This is a genomic window from Streptomyces sp. NPDC001604 (assembly GCF_042893475.1).
Classification (GTDB): domain Bacteria; phylum Actinomycetota; class Actinomycetes; order Streptomycetales; family Streptomycetaceae; genus Streptomyces.
In genome coordinates this window covers 177352-193993 of record NZ_JBIAUY010000007.1, presented here as the reverse complement: position 1 = coordinate 193993, position 16642 = coordinate 177352, and the positions used below count along the sequence as shown (strand labels likewise).

The following is a 16642-nucleotide window of genomic DNA, read 5'->3' as shown; positions in this document are numbered from 1 at the left end:
TGGGGATGGGGAGGGGAATGGGGGACCAGGGAGGGGAGTGGGACGGGTGACCGGGACGTCATCACAACCATCGGAGCCAGAGGCCGGGGCGAGGGCGGGGAGACAGTACGGCGGCTCGGAAGGAGCGGTCGGCGGACCGCATGACATCGTTGCCGAAGGCCGGGCTGACCGGGGAGACGGGCGGCCGGTGTGGTCGCGGGACTTCGCACTGTTCTTCGTCGCGCGTGCCGTCGCCCGGCTCGGCGACACGATGCTGCCCGTCGCCCTCGCCGCGGGCCTGCTGCAGCACGGGTACGGAGCGGGTGCGGTCGGCCTCGCCATGGCCGCGACCTCCGTCGCCTTCGCCGGGCTTGTGGTCTTCGGCGGGGTGATCGCCGACCGCTTCAGTACGCGGAAGCTGATGATCGCTGCCGACCTCGTACGCCTCGGCACACAGTCCCTCGCCGCGGCGCTGTTCTACTCCGGTCACGTCGTGCTCTGGGAAGTCTGCGCCATCGGGTTCGTCAACGGTGTCGCGGGTGCCGTGTTCCAGCCCGGCGTCGCCAGTACGGTGCCCCGGCTCGCCTCCGACGTCCAGGGCGCGAACGGCGCCATACGCATCGCCGAGTCCGCCGCCCAGCTCGTGGGACCCGCGCTCGCAGGCGTTCTGGTGGGCTTCGCCTCACCCGGCGGCGTCTTCGCGGCCCATGCGACCACATATGCAGTCAGCGCCCTGTGCCTCCTGCTGCTCCGCCTGCCCCCGCTCGCTCCGGGCAGCGGCCCGACGGGACACGGTGGCGGCAAGGCTTTCCGGGCCGATCTGATCGAGGGCTGGCGTGAGTTCAGAGCGCGCACCTGGCTGTGGGGCGTGATCGCTGTCTGGTGCGTGTACATGATCTCCGTCTGGGGCCCCTCCGTCCCGCTGGTGGCGACGGAGGTCGTACAGCAGCACGGCCCGCGCGCCTACGGCCTGGTCAACTCCGCCCTCGGCGCCGGCACCGTCATCGGCGGCCTCCTCGCGCTGCGCCTGCGCCCCCGCCGCATGCTGCGCGCCGGTGCCCTCTCCCTGTTCGCCTTCGCCGGGTTCCCGGCGACCGTCGGGGCCGGGCTCGGCGTACCGGCCATGGCGGCCGGAGCGGCTGTCGCCGGGGCCGGAATGTCCTTCTGGGGCGTGATGTGGGCGACGAGCGTCCAGACCCAGGTGCCACCCGACGTCCTCAACCGCATCCACGCGTACGACGTCGCCGGCTCCCTGGCGATGATGCCGGTCGGCCAGACCCTCGCCGGCCCCGCCGCCGCAGCCGTCGGCGCCGACCACGTCCTCCTGGCCGCCGCAGCGATGAGTTTCGCCGTCCCGGTCTCCCTGCTGTCGGTACCGGCGATACGCAACCTGATACGCGCCGATGCACCGACGGGGGGCGCGGGCGCCCGGGTCGCGGACCGGCGGCCGCGCTCCGAGACGGCGGGCTGACGGCGGACGTCCACCTGCCCGGCTCGCTCGCGGCCCCGGGCCGGCCGTCCGCTCAGGCCCCCACCCCGGCTTCCGGTCAAGCGCCGCCGGCTGCTCCTCGTCCGCCGCGCACTAAAGCCATGCGCGACCATCGACCCGAGTGCGGTATGGTTTCCATGCACGTTCGGCCGGGGGAAACCCCAGGTCAGACGGGCACCGGGACGTGGCGCAGCTTGGTAGCGCACTTGACTGGGGGTCAAGGGGTCGCAGGTTCAAATCCTGTCGTCCCGACGGTGTTCACCAGCGGGTTTGCCGACAACGGTAGACCCGCTGGATGCGTTTGTGTGACACCTGATGGCGCCTTTCGGCATGCCCTGACGGCCTCGGCGGCGCGGGGCAGCGCAGCCGCCTCGGCGGTCGCGTGGATCACGGATTGCTGATGGCCGTCCTGTACAGGTCGGCCGCCTGGCTGCCCAGTGTCACGCTGTAGGACACGTCGTCGGTGTCGCCGCCCTGGTCATAGCCGCCGAGGACACCGACGACCTGGCCGTCGTCGTTGATCCAGGGGCTGCCGCTGGTGCCCTGGGTGAAGGCGGGGCAGTCGATGCGCTGCTGGGTGCTGCTGTATGCGGTCGGCTTGTTGGTGCAGCTGATGGGCGTCTCTCGGGAGTCGGGGTAGCCGACGACGGTCACGGGGGTGGCGCCCGTGGTCGTGCCGGGCGTGAACCGGTTGGCCCCTACGACGTCCTCGATCGCCCTGTCGTCCTGCTCGTCGACGGTGGCGAAGGCCAGGTCGCTGTCCTCGTCCTGGTCCTTGGTCCATCCGTCGGGCAGATAGCGATGGTCCAGCTTCCACACCCCGTACGGCGCGTGCCCGTCCCGATAGCCCGGAACGAACACCAGGTCGGTACTGGCGTCGCCCACGCAGTGCGCGGCGGTGACCACGAGGTCGCGCCGCGGGCTGTGCACGACCGAGGCCGTGCACAGGTGTCCGCCGGGCAGGTCGTCGGCCCGGTCCGCGTCGAACAGTGCACCGATCCGCGCCGACGCACCATCGGCGACGACGTCGACGGTGGCCCCCAAGGCCTGTGTCGGCGGTCGCGCCTGACCCGCGGGGCCCGCTTTTCCGCCTGAAGACGGGACCTCCGACGCCCGCTCCGAGTGGCTGTGCCCGACCTCCGCGGCCGACACCGACGAGGCCAGGGTGAACATCATCACGACGCCGAGCAACGCGTGACGCGAGGTGACCATGATGCGTGAGATGCGCTCCATCAGTGATCACTCTGTCTCACGAAGGTGAGGGCAGGCGCTCGACTTGGCTGAGAATTTCTTGTGAATCCCTTACGGGCGCCGGACTTCGCAATTTCACCACGGTGTCAGTGCCTGTTCGGCGTGGCGGATGCCGGCGCGCAGTCGTAGACACGGAACGCCTGGTGGGGCATGGGTGCGCAGTGGCCGCGTACCCACTGCGCGGCGGCGCGGCCCGGGGCGGTCGGTGCGCCGCCGAGGACGACGTAGCGCAGTCGGCCGGTGGCGATCAGATTGCGGAACCCGGCGCCGGTGGGCGTGGGTGCGGCGCCCGTGAAGCCGCCCATGGGCAGGACCTTGGCGCCCGCGAAAAGGATGTAGGGGGAGGCCGAGCGCCAGCTGGTCGTGGCGAAGACGAAGGTGGCATGGCCCTGATGGGTCTTCATGAAGGCCAGGAAGCGCTGCTGTTGGGGGGTGAGCGCCGTCCGGTGGTCGTACCTGACTGTGCTCTTGTGCGGATTCCTCGAACGGGAGGAGCTGTCGCCCGGGGCCGGGTCGTACGCCGGGACGCGGGTCTTGGCCCAGTCGTGCCGGTGGCGGTGCCAGGTGGAGACCGGTCCGGCCGCGCCCATGCCCGAGTGGCCGTACTTCGGATCCAGGACCGTCGACGCCCAGGCGGCGGACGGCAGCAGCATCCCCACGATGACCGCCCCCACGCCCAGTACCGCGATCCGGGAGGGCGCCCGCCGGCCCGTGGTGCGCAACACGGCGAGCAGCAGCAGCCCTGCGGCCCCCGTAACGATCGCGGCGGGGGCCAGCCAGGGCAGGAACGAGTACCGCGTCGCGATGAACGCCGACCATGCCACGGTGCCGACCGCCGCCGTCGGCAGTGCCCATGAGCGGGTCCGGTCGCCGCGCTGCCAGGCCCGCCAGAACTGCACGATGCCGCCGCCGAACAGCGCGGCGAGCGGGACCGCCACCACTCCCATGTAGTACGTGTGGGCGCCGACCGCGCCGGCACTGAAGACCAGGAAGTACGTGGCCAGCCACACGCCCCACAGCAGGAAGCCCGCCCGCAGCGGATCCGTGCGGTGCCTGCCGCGCAGCCAGACCAGGCCGCACACCACGGAGAGCGCGGCCACCGGGTAGAGCCAGCCGACCTGGGAGGCGAGCGAAGGGCCGAACATCTTGGCCCACAGGCCGGCGGACTGGCCGCCGGAGTGTGCCGGTGCGGTGCCGGCCATGGTCGTGGCGGCCACGCTGCCGGTGGCCTTGGCGCTGATGCCGAGGCCGGCGAAACGGTTGAGGAAGTTGTATCCGACGACCTGGCTGAACGCCGAGTTGTCGGTCGTGCCGTCGATGAACGGGCGGTCCTGGGCCGGGGTCAGGGTCACCAGGACCATCCAGGACGCCGAGGCCGCGACGCACACCGCTCCGGCCGTCGCCAGGTGGGTCAGCCGGCGGCGCAGTGTCGCCGGGGCCGACACCAGGTAGAGCAGGCCGAGCGCGGGAAGCACCGCCCAGGCCTCCAGCATCTTGGCCTGGAAGCCGAGGCCGACCCACAGCCCGGCCATGAGCAGCGGACGCAGCCGGGCCTCACGGGCGGCGCGCAGCGTGGCGTTCGCGGCCAGCAGGACGCACAGGGTGAACGCCGGGTCCTCGACCTCCGTACGGAACATCCCCGCCACCACGGGAGTCAGCGTGAAGGCGCCGGCGGCGAGGAGTCCCGCGCTCTCCCCGGCCCAGCGGCGCACGGCGCGGTGCAGCACGGCGACGCAGAGGACGCCCTCGACGACCTGCGGCAGTGTCAGCGCCCACGGATGGAAGCCGAAGATCCGCGCGGACAGGGCCTGCGGCCAGAGAAAACCCGGGAGCTTGTCGATGGTGATCGTGTTGGCCGGGTCGAACGAGCCGAAGAGGAAGCCCTTCCAGCTCTCCGTCATGCTGCGCGCGGTCTCGGAGTAGAACGAGTGGTACGTGCTGTGCTGGATGTCCCAGGTGAACAGCACCGTCGCCGCCAGCATGATCGCCCACCAGGCCGGTCCGGCGTCGAACCCTTTCCCGCGGGCAGGCGGCGGGCCACCTGTGTGCTGCACCGGCCTGATGAGTTCCGAGGTGGTGACCCCCATGGACGAACCTTCCCCCAACGCGCGTCAGTCGTACGACGTGCAAGAGGGCGAGGAGACCGCTGGGGATGCCCGGTGCCGGTTCACAGTCAGGTGAGAATCAGGTGCACCGCAGCTTCACGACTGCGCAGTGCCGCGGCTCAGTACGCGTGGTGGGTCTGCCAGAAGGCCCAGGCCTGGCAGGGGCTGCCGTACGTGCTGTTCATGTAGTTCAGGCCCCACTTGATCTGGGTGGCGGGGTTGGTCTGCCAGTCCGAGCCGGCGGAGGCGTACTTGGAGGCGGGCAGCGCCTGCATGAGGCCGTAGGCGCCGGAGGAGGCGTTGAGGGCCTGCATGTTCCAGCCGGACTCGCGGTCCACGATGTTGCTGAAGCACTGGAACTGGCCGCCGGGCACGATCTGGCGGGCTATCGCCTGGATCTCGGCGACGGTGTACGAGCTCTTGGCCGGGACGAGCGTGCTGCCGTGGCCGGCGGCCGCCTTGGTCTCGGTCTGCTGCTTTGCGGCCTTCTCCGCCGCGGCCTTCTGCGCGGCTTCCTTCTTCGCGACCGCGGTCTGGGCGGCAGCCCTGCGGGCCGCCTCCTCGGCGTCCTTCCTGGCACTCGCGTCCGCCTGGACGCCCTGGGCGTCGGCCTGCTGCGTCAGGGATGCGGTCTGCACCTGGGCCTGCTGCCCTGCGGGCAGGTCCGCGAGCAGCGTCGAGCCTGCGGCCGTCGCTTCGGCGTCGTCCGTCTGCGCGGCGCCGGGCGAGGTGGCTCCGACGACGCTTCCGACAGCGGTGACCGCGGAGGCCGAAGCCACTGCCAGTCCCCGGACCGAAATCGGGCTCACAAGTCTTCCTTCCGCTTCGTCCGTGAGGCCATGCCGTGACGCGTACGGGCAACTCGCTTGCCATGTCAGGCAGTTCGAACACTCTGCCGTGTGGAAGCGGGTGGCGCAATGGTGAAGGAGGTGTGGATGCTCACACCGAGGCCAGTGAGACCCCGTCCGGTGTGGGCAGTTGACGCGCCGAGGCTCCCAGCCGTAGTGGCGGGTTTTGAGGCGGCGCTGCAGTTTCGCTGCGGCCCACGGGACACGAGTGGGTCCTGTGCGGCCTTTTCGGCGTCCTTCCTGGCGCTCCCGTTCAGGGACGTGGTCTGCACCTGGGGCTGTCGGCCCACGGGTATGTCGGGCGCGCTCCAGGTCCGGCAGCCGGCGGACGACTCGGCGATGTCCGGGGCAGTGCGGAAGATCGCGGCTTCACCGGGATCACGACCCCATCTCCTGCTCCAACGGCGCGCCCGGCACAGCCGCGAGTGCTGCCGCCGGGCGCCCCGCATCTGGGCGGCCAGACCCTCACCGCCCTCGCCTTCAGGCACCGCTCGACGGCGCCGCAGCGATCCCGGCGCAACGCAAGGCCGCCGTGCGTACGAGAACCGCGTCAGCGCCCCCGTGGCCGGCACGCAGTGCCGAACGGCACAGCACCGACTCAGCCCGGGATCAACTCCTGGCGGTACCTGGACCTGCCTCGGTCGTCCCCCTCAGAGGGCCTCGAGTCCCTTGCCCGTGACGGCCACCAGTGTCGTGCTCCGGTGTTCCTCGCCATGGGTGATCTCGAGGACGGCACGGGCGACCCCGGTGGCGTCGAGCGGCGCCGGGAAGCGCTCCTTGAGATAAGCCTCCGCCGACTGGCCACGCTCGGCGCCGTACGCGGCGGCCGCGGCCTCACCGATCGCGGTGCCCACCAGCAACTGGCCAGGGACCAGGGCGGCGAACCGGATGCCGAGTCCGCGGGAGTCGGCGGCGGACTGCAGATAGCCGGCCAGGAACATCTGCGTCCGCTTGGCGCCCGCATACCCGCCCGACAGCGGTGAGCCGCCGAGTCCCGCCCCACTCGACACGATCACCACCGTCGAGCCCGCCCGCAACGGGCGTGCCAGTGAGGCCCGGCCCACCTCGAAGGCGATCCTGACGTCGACGTTCCACGGCGCCGAGAACCACTCCCAGCTCTGCTCCCCGATCGGCGCCATCCGCGGACGGGTACCCGCGGCGACCACGACGAGATCCGGTTCGGCCTCGTCGAGGAGCGCTGCGACCTGCGCGGGATCCGTGGCGTCCCGCTCGTGCCCGGTGGCCAGGACGTCGACTCCCCGGGCGGTGAGAGCATCGGCTGTGGCGCGGCCCACGCCGCTGCCGGCGCCGATGACGAGCGCATTGCGGATGGTCATGGTGTTCCTCCGGATACGGTCGAGGTCGCGGGCCGGCGCTCGCGCACCTCCGGGCCCGGGAAATCGGGGTGATGTCGCCGGTACGTGTCACTGGCTGCCGTACTCGTCGTGGCGGTGCCACCACATGCCGGTCTCGTTGCGTCCGAGCGGAGCGCGGTCGAGCCACTGGTACATGGCCCACAGGCCGTCGAGGCCACGCTCGTACGCCGAGTAGGTGTGATAGACGACCCCGTCCTCGCGGACGAACGCGCTCATGCCGGGCCCCTCGCGCCGATAGGTGTCCCAGTCCGTTCCCACGCTCCACGCGAACTCGGTGAGCCGTTCTCCCAGTTCGCCGGACGGCAGCCGGAGGTCACGGTTCTCGCGGTAGTTGTAGCTGACGGCTCCCGCGCGCCACTCCTCCTCGGTGTGGGCCACCCCGAAGTCGTAGTTGAAGGCGCTGCCGTACGACGACGCCCAGGGGAAGCTCCAGCCCATCCGCCGCTTGTACGCCTGCAGTTGGGGAAGCGGCGCCCGCGAGACCGCGCAGAGCGTGACGTCGTGATGGGCGAGGTGGACGACGGAACCGTCGAAGCCGTCCGCGATCGCCGAGCAGGACCGGCACCCCGCCTTGTAGTCGGGCCCGAACATGAAGTGGTAGACGAGGAGTTGGGAGCGGCTGGCGAAGAGGTCGTCGAGGGACGCCGGCCCCTCGTCGGTCTCGAAGCGGTAGTTCTCCTCCACGCGGACCCACGGCAACTCCTGCCGCTGCTGGGCCAGTCGGTCGCTGCGCCGGGTCAGTTCCTTCTCGGCTGCGAGCAGATCCAGCCTGGCCGCGAGCCACTCTTCACGGGTTCCTGTCTTGTGGTCGGTCATGGTCTTTCGCTCTCCTGTGCTTCTTGACGTTTCTTCTTGTTGATCGGACGTGTGCGGCGCGTGCCGCCGAGGACCTGTCACATCGATGGCATGAGACCGGGAACGGACGCGGGCGCGGCGAGGATCAGGAGTCCGAGTCCGGCGATCGCCAGCCCCGTCGGCACGTCGAGCGCGGCTCTCGCGGGCACCAGCTTCTGTACGAGCACGAGGGCGGCAACCAGGGACATCCAGGTGAGGCTCATGACCCCCAGCGCGAGCAGCATCAGCATCAGCCCGGCGCATGAGCCGACGCATGAGAGCCCGAACGCGAACGCGGAGCGGACCTCCTCGCGGCAGCGTCGACGGAAGCGCCTCTTGAGCGGCGTGAGTTCATAGGCTCCTGCCGCGATCACCACCACGCCGGCGGCGACGGACCCGTGTGGCCGGTACACCGCGTACCCGGCGACGCCGAAGAGGGTCCAGACGGCGAGATGCGCCACGACGAACAGTGGCACGGCCGCCGATCCGCGACCACCGTGGGCTCGGGCGTGCCGCAGGGCCGCCGGCGTGGCGCCCGGCAGCATCATCGCCGCCATCATCGGAACCCACAGTGCGGCGAAGGACCCGAACGAACCGAGCCGGGTCGCCACGCCCATGTCCATCGCTCCGTGCATCTGCCGGACCGCGACGGCCCAGGACACCGCGGTGAGCCCGAGCATCACCAGGGCGGTGAGCCGACGCGTCGCCGTCGTCGGCGTACCCGTCCTCCTCGCGCCGGGGGCCTCTGCGCCAACTCGGCTCACCGGTTCAGTACTTGTCATGTTGCGCCGCCGAAAGGCCCGCCAACTGCAGCTCCAGCGCTTTTGCCACGCCACCGCGCCAGCCCTCGGCCAGCGACTGCGACGTGGGGTCGGGGAAGATGTCCTCCTCGTCGTTCTCCACCCCGTCGAAGACGGCCCGCGCGACGGACTGCGCGGACGCCTTCGGAGCATCGAGACCCCGGCTCATCTCGGTGTCCACCGGTCCGGTCAGTACGGCGTGCACCCGCACGCCCTGTTCGGCCAGCAGGGCGCGCAGCGACTGTGTCAGGGAGAACGCGGCCGCTTTGGAGACCGAATAGGACGCGATCAGCGGGAAGGGGGCGAGGCTGTTGGTCGACAGGTTGTTGACGATCGCTCCCTTGGAGCGGAGCAGCAGTGGCAGGAACGCGTTCGTCACCTCATAGGTGCCGAGGAGATTGACGGCGAGGTGCCGCTCGAGGACGGAGCGGTCGCTCAGGTCGTCGTAGAGAGCAATACCGGCGTTGTTGACGAGCACGTCGAGGACGCCGCGGGATTCGACCTCCTCGGCGGCCCGGCGCACCTGGTCGGCGGCGGTCACATCCAGCCGCAGGGGAACGACCCGCTCGTTCGGGTGGTCGAACGGTACGCGCGTACCGGCGTACACACGCGCGGCGTCCCTTTTCAGGGCTTCCTCGACCAGCGCCCGGCCGATGCCGCGGTTGCCTCCGGTGATCAGTACTGCACAGCCCGCGATGTTCGTCATGGTGGCGATCTCCCTTGTTGCTCGTGGAATGCGGTGTGGAAACCGGCGTGATTTGCAGTCGTCTGTTGAGACACGGCCGCATCGAGGAAGTCACCGATGACTTTTCGGCCCGGGCGGTGTCCATACCGGGAGGACGAGTGACGAGGCGAAGCGAGGACACCGTGGTGATCGAATCGACTCTGGCGCGGGCGCGGGCGGGCGACGGGGAGGCGTTCCGTGAGCTCACCGAGCCGTACCGGCGTGAGCTCCAGGTGCACTGCTACCGGATGCTCGGGTCCGTGCAGGACGCGGAGGACACGGTTCAGGAGACCTTGCTGGCCGCCTGGCGCGGGCTCGGGGGATTCCAGGGGCGGGCCTCGGTACGCGCCTGGCTGTACCGCATCGCGACCAACCGGTGCCTGAACGCACTGCGCGACGCCGCGCGCCGCCCCCGCCCCCGGCAGCCCTCGGCCGGCCCTCCGCCCGACGTGCCCGAGCCGACGCGCCGCTCCGAACCGCTGTGGTTCGAGCCCTATCCGGACACCCTGCTGGAGGACCTGCCGGACACGGCGCCGGGGCCGGACGCCCGCTACGAGTCGAGGGAGTCGCTGGCCGTGTCCTTCGTGGCCGGACTCCAGCGGCTGCCGCCGCGGCAGCGCGCGGTGCTGGTGCTGCGCGACGTGCTCGGCTTCCGCGCGACCGAGGTGGCCGACCTGCTCGACAGCAGCGGTGTCTCGGTGAACAGTGCCCTGCAGCGGGCGCGCGCGGCCCTGGACGGCCAGCTGCCCGCGCGGGACCGCGACCGGGCGCCCCTGCCTCGCTCACCGCGTGAACGCGAGGTCGTCGGCCGGTTCGTGGACGCGATGGAGAACTCCGACATCGATGGGCTGGTCGCCCTGCTGACCGACGACGCCTGGCTGACGATGCCGCCCGAGCCCCTCGAATACCGGGGACGCGCGGCCATCGCCCGGTTCTACGAGAATCTCGCCTGGTGGGGCAGCAAGGTGGTCCGGTTGGTGCCCGCGCGGGCGAACGGCCAGCCGGCCTTCGGCTCCTACCTGTGCGATCCCACCAGCCCGATCGCGCACGCCTACGGGCTGGTGGTGCTCACGCTGGAGGGCGACCGGATCTCCGCCATCACGCGCTTCGGTGACAACGGCCTCTTCCCCATGCTCGGACTGCCCCGGACGTTGCGCGACTAGCACTTCGGCCCCCGGGCCGCGGCGCCTCGCCGCCCCGTGGGCCGGCCGGCCAGTTGCTCGGCCCGGCGGATGCGGTGGCGCAGCGTGTTGCGGTGCACCTGCAGCTGGGTTGCGGCCGACCTCGCGGCGCGAGTCGGGGGCCCGGCCGAGCCGTGCGATCCGCGCAGCGGCAGGCCCAGGTGGCGTGTGGGCGGCGTCGGTGATCTCCTGGGCCCAGCTGCGCAGGGTGTCCGTGTCGATGCTGTGGGGCAGCTCGGGGGCGGTGACCGCCTCGGCGGTGCCGTAGGAGAAGCCCAGGACCGCGGCCGGGCGGGTGGCGAGCGGCTGCGGGCCGGTGCTGCCCTCCAGGAGTCCGGCCGGCAACGTGCGAGTGGGGGTCAGGTCGTCGGAGAGCTCCCTCCGGCGGCGGAGCTCTGATGCCAACCGGCACGACCGAGCTCGGTGTCCTCAGAGGCGTGGGGCGCGGCGGACCGTCAGGACGGCGATGTCGTCGTGCCTGCGGTCGGCGTCGGTGAAGGCGAGGGCGTCCTCGTGCAGCGCCCGGGGCAGTTCGGTGGGGGAGTGGCCGAGGTGCTTGGTCAGCCGCTCGTCGAGCGGGTAGAACGTGCCGTCGTCGGCGCGGGTCTCGGTGAGGCCGTCGGTGGTCAGCAGCAGGGTCGAACCGGCCGGGAAGTCGAACCAGTCCACGGTCGTGGGTTCGGCGGCCAGTTCGGCGAGACCGAGCGGGACACCGGAGTCCAGCGGCGGTGTGGTGACGAGGCCTTCGTGCATCAACCGGGGAGGAATGTGGCCGCAGTTGACGACCTGCACCTCGCTGTCGGCGTCGACGCCGAGGATGAGCGCGGTGACGAACCGCTCGTCGTCGCCGGTCTGTTCGGCGTAGGAGTTGTGGCGGACGACCGCGGCGTCCAGGGCGTCGACGAGCGCGGTGAGCGTGGGCTCCCGGTGGGCCGCCTCACGGAAGGCGCCGATGACGGCGAACGCGGCGCCCACGGCGGCCAGCCCCTTGCCCTGCACGTCGCCGATCAGCACCCGGGTGCCGAAGGGCGAGTCGACGACGTCGTAGATGTCGCCGCCGACGAGCCGGTCCTCCTGCACGGGCTCGTAGACACCGTTGACCAGCACGTCGTCGGTGACCAGCGGCAGCGGGTGCAGGATGTGCCGCTGCATGGCCGCGGCGGTCGAGCGCAGCCGCAGCATCTCGTGCTCGCGCCGGATGCGCCTACGACAGGCGTAGACGGAGGCCACCCCCAGGGCGAGGGTGAACAGGACCAGCAGCAGACGGTCGAGCCAGTGCCCGCCGACGGGGGCCCGCACCACCGCGGTGGTGGTGACGACGAGCGAGGTCCACGCGGCGACGAACCCCGTCTGCCGCACGGTGCACAGCGCCGACGCCGTCCCCGGCAGGAAGACCAGCAGCCCGAGCAGCCACACCTCGGACCCGGACAGCACCCCCAGGACCTCCACCAGCACGGTCACCGAGATCACGCCGACCACCAGTTCGGCGTTGCTCGGCGGCTGGATGGCGTCGGAGACCTCGGCGGATCTCTTCCGTCGGCTACCGGTCATGGGGGGCTCCCGGTCAGGTGGGCCGCGCCCCAAAGGGGCGCGGGGCAGCATCCATTTGCGGCTCCGCCGCGGGGCGCGACCAGCCACAACGGGCCCGCAGACGACAGGCGACCCATCGCGGCACCACCCGCGGAGCGCCTAGTCGACGTCGACCGGCCCGTCGTCCGACTTCCTCTCCTTGCCCGAGCGCAGCTGGAGCAGCCCGCTGCCGGCGCTCTCCTCGGACCGGCGCCCGTCCGTGGCGTCCTGGCCGTTCAGGTTCTGCCGAACCGAGTCGAGGATGGTCAACCCCTGGGAGACCAGACCGGCGGCGATCTCGCCCAGACCGTCCGCGCCGTTGAGGACGTTGACGTTGGCGCCGGCCAGGCCGCCCGCCGCCTCCTTCACGATCTGCGGCAGCTGGTCGATCAGCATCCGGTCGAGCGCGACCCGGTCGTACGAGGCCGCCGCCTCGGCCTGGATCTTCATGCGCTGCGCCTCCGCGGCCGCCAGCACCCTGACCCGCTCGGCCTCCGCCTCGGCGGGCTTCACGATCTCGGCGACCAGCTGCTGCTGACGCAGCTTGGCCTGGCGCTGCGCCAGTTCGGTCTGCGCGGCGAGCACCTCCTGCTGGGCGTGCGCCTGCGCCAGCGGTCCGGCCTGGGCCGCCTGCGCCTGGGCGCGGTCCACCTCGGCCGAGTACTGGGCCTTCACGATGGCGGTCTGCCGGGCGTACTCGGCCTGCTTGCGGGCCGCCTCCTGCTCCGCCTCGACCGAGGCCTGGGTGGCCTGGGCCTGGGCGATCTGAGCCTGCCGCTGGATGGCCGCCTTGTGCGGTGCGGACATCGCGTCGATGTATCCGGCGTCGCCGTCGTCGATCGACTGGATCTGCAGCGAGTCAACGATCAGGCCGATCTTCGCCATCTCGGTCTTGGAGGTGTCCAGGACCTCCGCGGCGAGCTTCTGCCGCTCGGTGACGATCTCCTCGACCGTCATCGAGCCGATGATCGCCCGCAGGTGACCGGCGAAGATCCGCCCGGTCAGGACCGACATCTGGTCCTGGTCGGAGAGGAAGCGCTGGCCGGCGTTGATGATGCTCTCGTGGTCGTTGCCGACCTTGAAGGCGATGACTGCGCGGACATGCAGGGCGATGCCCTGGCGGGTCACACAGGTCTCCGTGACCTCGGACTCGCACATCGACAGGGTGAGGAAGCGGGTCTTGCGGAAGAACGGGATCACGAACTTCCCGTGCCCCGTCACCACTCGGAACGGCGCGCCCCCCAGTCCCCGCCTGCCTCCCGAGATCAACATCGCCTCGTCGGGAGCGGGAACGCGGTATCCGAACATTTTTCTTTCTACTCCTCAGTCAGCGCCGACGGCGTCGCCGCCGAGCGCATCCAATGGATCCACCCACTCGATGACGCCGACCTCACGACATCCGCGCGACTCGATCACCAGCACCGTCGCCCCCGTGGGCAGGGGATCTTCGGACCAGGCGAGGAAGGTCTCGGAACCGCCTCTGACGCGCACCAGGATCTCGCCGGGCCCCGCGGATCCGCGCGTTCCGACGAGCACCTTCCCCGTGCAGCCGATCACGGCTTCGTCCTGCGGCATCATGGCCGCTCTCCTATGTTCTGGCCCACGATTCAGACGATAGACCTACCTGGGTCGGGGACCCAACGGGCTCGTCGATTCGGTGCGCGCCGCAGCGGTGTCGCGGTCTCCGGCCAAGGGGGTCTCCGGACCCCGGAACCGGTGGATTCCCTTTGTGGGAAAGGTCAGTTGCCTGCTTCCCGCCTCTGGCCCCGGATACATACCGGGCGGTATACAGGCTGCGTCGCGTGTGACGCCGCGCCTCGGTGCGGCTCCGCGCGACGTCCGGGTCTCAGGGGGAGGAATCGCATGGCGGACGACACGCGTTCGGGCTCAGCGGCGAGACGCCGGCGGCGGGGGATGGCGGTGGGGGCGGCGCTAGGCGGCTGTGCCCTCGTCGCGGCGTCCACGACGCCTGCCGCGGCCTACGGAGGGGGACACGGCCGGGACACCCGCTATGTGTCGCTCGGGGACTCCTACACGGCGGGCCCTCTCATCCCGCAGCAGGTGGACGCCAACTGCGCCCGCTCCGACCACAATTACCCCTCGATCGTGGCGGCGGTGCGCAAGGCGACCGCGTTCAAGGACGTGAGCTGCAGCGGAGCGACCACCGACAACATGTGGAAGGCGCAGGGCACCAACGAGCCGCAGCTCGACGCGCTGAACCGCGACACCGGTCTGGTGACGGTCCAGATCGGCGGCAACGACATCGGTTTCAGCTCCATCATCGGCACCTGCGCCCGTCTCAGCTCCCAGGACCCGACCGGCGACCCGTGCCGGCGCTACTACGGCTCGTCCGGCATCGACCAGCTCACGGTCGCCATCGCACGGACCGTACCGAAGATCGACGCGGTGCTGCGGGCCGTGCACACCAGGGCGCCGCACGCCCGGGTGCTCGTCGTCGGCTATCCCGACCTGCTGCCCGACGACGGCAGCGGCTGCTATCCGTCGGTGCCGTTCGCGGCCAAGGACTTCGCCTATCTGCGGGACACCGGCAAGCGGCTGAACCTGATGCTGCGGCTGGTCGCCGAGTGGGACCGTGCCGAGTACGTCGACACCTACGGGCCGACGGTGGGCCACGACATGTGCCAGGCGCCCGACGTCCGCTGGATCGAACCGCTCCAGCCGGCCTCGCCCGCCGCGCCCGCGCACCCCAACGCCAAGGGTGAGGAAGCGATGGCGCGTGCCGTTCTCGAACGTCTGGGCAGGGGGCACGACCGCGATTGAGCGGCTGCGGTGCCGAAGTTCGGCCCCATTGGTGTGACGTCGGGTACGGGGACGAATGAAAGATGCTGAACGGGCAACGTTCCCCTTCATGCCCCGCTTCATGCACAGCACGAGCAGTCCCCTGCAGGTGATTCGATGACGACGGCGACCAGGGCGCCCCGGACGCCATCGACCACCGAGACCGCAAGCACCACGAGGAGTTCCCCGTCCGCTCCGGCGCCCTCGCTGCCGTCCCTCACCGGCCTGCGATGGATGGCCGCACTGCTGGTCTTCGGACTGCACGTGCACAACTTCCACTACTTCGACGGCACCGCCGGCTCCCTCGTCACCTGGGCGTTCGGGGCCGGCGCGACGGGGGTGTCCTTCTTCTTCGTGCTGTCCGGGTTCGTCCTGACCTGGTCGGCCCGGCCCGGTGACCGCGCGCCCGCGTTCTGGCGCCGCCGTGTCGCTCGCATCCTGCCGGTCCACCTGGTCACCGCCGCGATCGCGCTGCTCATGGCGTACACGCTGGCCCACCAGTCCAAGCCGAGCCTGAGCCAGGGGCTGGCCAACGTCCTGCTGGTGCATTCCTGGTGGCGGCCCTGGTGGCAGACGCTGGACCCGGTCAGCTGGTCACTGGCCTGCGAGGCCTTCTTCTACGCCGTCTTCCCGCTGCTGGCGCTGCTTCTGCGCCGTCTCGGCGCCCGCGGCGCCGCCGCGCTGGCGGGGGCGTCGGTGCTGGCGGTGCTGGGGCTGGCGTGGGTGGACGCCCACCGCTGGCTGGGCCAGCAGATCTACTCCTTCCCCGCAGCGCGGCTGCCCGAGTTCGTCCTCGGCGTCGCCGTCGCCCGGCTGGTGCTGCTCGACCGGTGGCGCGGACCCGGCCTGGAGGCCTCGCTCGCCCTCGCGATCATCGGCTACTTCCTCGTCCCGCACGTGCCGCACATCACCGACGGCTACCCGGCCACCGTCTGCACGGTCATCGGCTTCGCCCTGCTCATCGCGGCGGCGGCCGTCGCCGACCTGCACGCTCTGCCCTCGATGTGGCGCCACCGGCGACTGGTACGGCTGGGGGAGCTCTCCTTCGCGTTCTACATGGTCCACCTGCTCGTGCTGAGGGCCGGGACCAACGTGCTCGGCACGAAACCCCTCTTCGGCCCGATGGCGGGCCTCGCGGTGACTGGCGTCGCGTTCGCCGTCTCCCTCGGCCTGTCCTGGGTCCTGTACGAGGCCGTGGAGCGCCCCGCGAGACGCCTGCTGCTGCGCCGCCGCCCCTCCGCCGAGCGCCGTTCGGTCGTCCGGCAGCCGGACGGCCAGGACGCCTAGGGCGTACTGTCGCGCAGGCCCAGCCGCAGATGCTCCACGTGGTAGAGAGCCTGTTCGAGCAGCTCGGCGACATGGTTGTCGTAGAGCGCGTAGATGACCGAGCGGCCGCGGCGCTCGCCGGTGACCAGGCCGAGGTTGCGCAGCAGGCGCAACTGGTGGGAGCAGGCGGACTGTTCCATGCCCACGGCGTCGGCGAGTTCGGTCGCCGCGCACGGGCCCTCCTGCAGACGGGCCAGGATGCGCAGCCGGGACGGGGTCGCCAGGGCCTGGAGCGTGGCGGCCACGTCGGCGGCACCCACGCTCTCCAGGCGCTCGCGTGCCGTTGCGGCGGTGGTGGTGTCAGCTCCATGGCCCATGCCGCTCATCCTACGGAGGGTGAGCGGCCGTAGTCCCTTACCCA

General features: G+C 71.1%; 16 protein-coding genes and 1 tRNA gene. 5 read left to right on the top strand and 12 right to left on the bottom strand.

From position 1 onward, the window contains the following. Window positions 1-145 precede the first annotated feature (145 nt). Together ACFY1E_RS21535 and ACFY1E_RS21530 are read left to right on the top strand one after the other, a co-directional pair. Window positions 146-1450 (top strand): MFS transporter, encoded by a 1305-nt coding sequence (locus ACFY1E_RS21535; RefSeq protein ID WP_389078626.1) that lies wholly within the window; start codon window positions 146-148, stop codon window positions 1448-1450. Window positions 1451-1646: 196 nt separating this feature from the next. After that, a tRNA-Pro gene (locus ACFY1E_RS21530) sits at window positions 1647-1720 on the top strand. 135 nt (window positions 1721-1855) lie between these two features. Here ACFY1E_RS21530 and ACFY1E_RS21525 read toward each other — a convergent pair. The 7 genes from ACFY1E_RS21525 to ACFY1E_RS21495 form a co-directional block, all read right to left on the bottom strand. Further along, window positions 1856-2701, bottom strand: a complete 846-nt coding sequence (locus ACFY1E_RS21525) for a trypsin-like serine peptidase (RefSeq protein ID WP_389078249.1) — start codon at window positions 2699-2701, stop codon at window positions 1856-1858. Between the two features lie 104 nt (window positions 2702-2805). After that, complete coding sequence (locus tag ACFY1E_RS21520) at window positions 2806-4806, bottom strand: ArnT family glycosyltransferase (protein ID WP_389078247.1); 2001 nt, start codon at window positions 4804-4806, stop codon at window positions 2806-2808. A gap of 137 nt (window positions 4807-4943) precedes the next feature. Further along, window positions 4944-5633 (bottom strand): transglycosylase SLT domain-containing protein, encoded by a 690-nt coding sequence (locus ACFY1E_RS21515; protein WP_389078244.1) that lies wholly within the window; start codon window positions 5631-5633, stop codon window positions 4944-4946. A 689-nt stretch (window positions 5634-6322) separates the two neighbouring features. Beyond that, window positions 6323-7009 carry an SDR family oxidoreductase gene (locus tag ACFY1E_RS21510; protein WP_389078242.1) on the bottom strand — a complete coding sequence of 229 codons (687 nt, stop codon included), beginning with the start codon at window positions 7007-7009 and terminating at the stop codon, window positions 6323-6325. Window positions 7010-7096: 87 nt separating this feature from the next. Then, window positions 7097-7864 (bottom strand): DUF899 domain-containing protein, encoded by a 768-nt coding sequence (locus ACFY1E_RS21505; protein ID WP_389078240.1) that lies wholly within the window; start codon window positions 7862-7864, stop codon window positions 7097-7099. 77 nt (window positions 7865-7941) lie between these two features. Further along, window positions 7942-8646: a DUF2182 domain-containing protein gene (locus ACFY1E_RS21500; RefSeq protein WP_389078238.1), complete on the bottom strand. Its 705-nt coding sequence runs from the start codon at window positions 8644-8646 to the stop codon at window positions 7942-7944. A gap of 4 nt (window positions 8647-8650) precedes the next feature. Then, window positions 8651-9388 carry an SDR family NAD(P)-dependent oxidoreductase gene (locus ACFY1E_RS21495; protein ID WP_389078236.1) on the bottom strand — a complete coding sequence of 246 codons (738 nt, stop codon included), beginning with the start codon at window positions 9386-9388 and terminating at the stop codon, window positions 8651-8653. 137 nt (window positions 9389-9525) lie between these two features. On the opposite strand from ACFY1E_RS21495, the gene ACFY1E_RS21490 reads away from it, so the two are divergent. Beyond that, a complete protein-coding gene (locus tag ACFY1E_RS21490; RefSeq protein ID WP_389078234.1) occupies window positions 9526-10569 on the top strand; it encodes a sigma-70 family RNA polymerase sigma factor in 1044 nt (347 codons plus the stop codon). On the opposite strand, the gene ACFY1E_RS21485 is transcribed toward ACFY1E_RS21490, so the two are convergent. The 4 genes from ACFY1E_RS21485 to ACFY1E_RS21470 form a co-directional block, all read right to left on the bottom strand. Further along, window positions 10566-10667, bottom strand: a complete 102-nt coding sequence (locus tag ACFY1E_RS21485) for a helix-turn-helix domain-containing protein (RefSeq protein ID WP_389078232.1) — start codon at window positions 10665-10667, stop codon at window positions 10566-10568. The genes ACFY1E_RS21490 and ACFY1E_RS21485 overlap by 4 nt on opposite strands. A gap of 349 nt (window positions 10668-11016) precedes the next feature. Beyond that, a complete protein-coding gene (locus ACFY1E_RS21480) occupies window positions 11017-12138 on the bottom strand; it encodes a PP2C family protein-serine/threonine phosphatase (RefSeq protein ID WP_389078229.1) in 1122 nt (373 codons plus the stop codon). A gap of 138 nt (window positions 12139-12276) precedes the next feature. Further along, on the bottom strand, window positions 12277-13464 hold the full coding sequence (locus ACFY1E_RS21475) for an SPFH domain-containing protein (protein ID WP_389078227.1): 1188 nt from the start codon (window positions 13462-13464) through the stop codon (window positions 12277-12279). 15 nt (window positions 13465-13479) lie between these two features. After that, a complete protein-coding gene (locus ACFY1E_RS21470; RefSeq protein ID WP_030936072.1) occupies window positions 13480-13731 on the bottom strand; it encodes a hypothetical protein in 252 nt (83 codons plus the stop codon). A 288-nt stretch (window positions 13732-14019) separates the two neighbouring features. Here ACFY1E_RS21470 and ACFY1E_RS21465 point away from each other — a divergent pair, with 288 nt between their 5' ends. Together ACFY1E_RS21465 and ACFY1E_RS21460 are read left to right on the top strand one after the other, a co-directional pair. After that, window positions 14020-14937, top strand: a complete 918-nt coding sequence (locus ACFY1E_RS21465) for an SGNH/GDSL hydrolase family protein (protein ID WP_389078224.1) — start codon at window positions 14020-14022, stop codon at window positions 14935-14937. Window positions 14938-15072: 135 nt separating this feature from the next. Further along, entirely contained in the window at window positions 15073-16242 is a 1170-nt protein-coding gene (locus ACFY1E_RS21460) for an acyltransferase family protein (protein ID WP_389078223.1), read from the top strand. Here ACFY1E_RS21460 and ACFY1E_RS21455 read toward each other — a convergent pair. Then, the gene (locus ACFY1E_RS21455; protein WP_389078220.1) at window positions 16239-16598 is read right to left on the bottom strand and encodes an ArsR/SmtB family transcription factor; all 360 of its coding nucleotides are present in this window, start codon (window positions 16596-16598) and stop codon (window positions 16239-16241) included. The two genes, ACFY1E_RS21460 and ACFY1E_RS21455, sit on opposite strands and share 4 nt — an antisense overlap. Window positions 16599-16642: the final 44 nt, after the last annotated feature.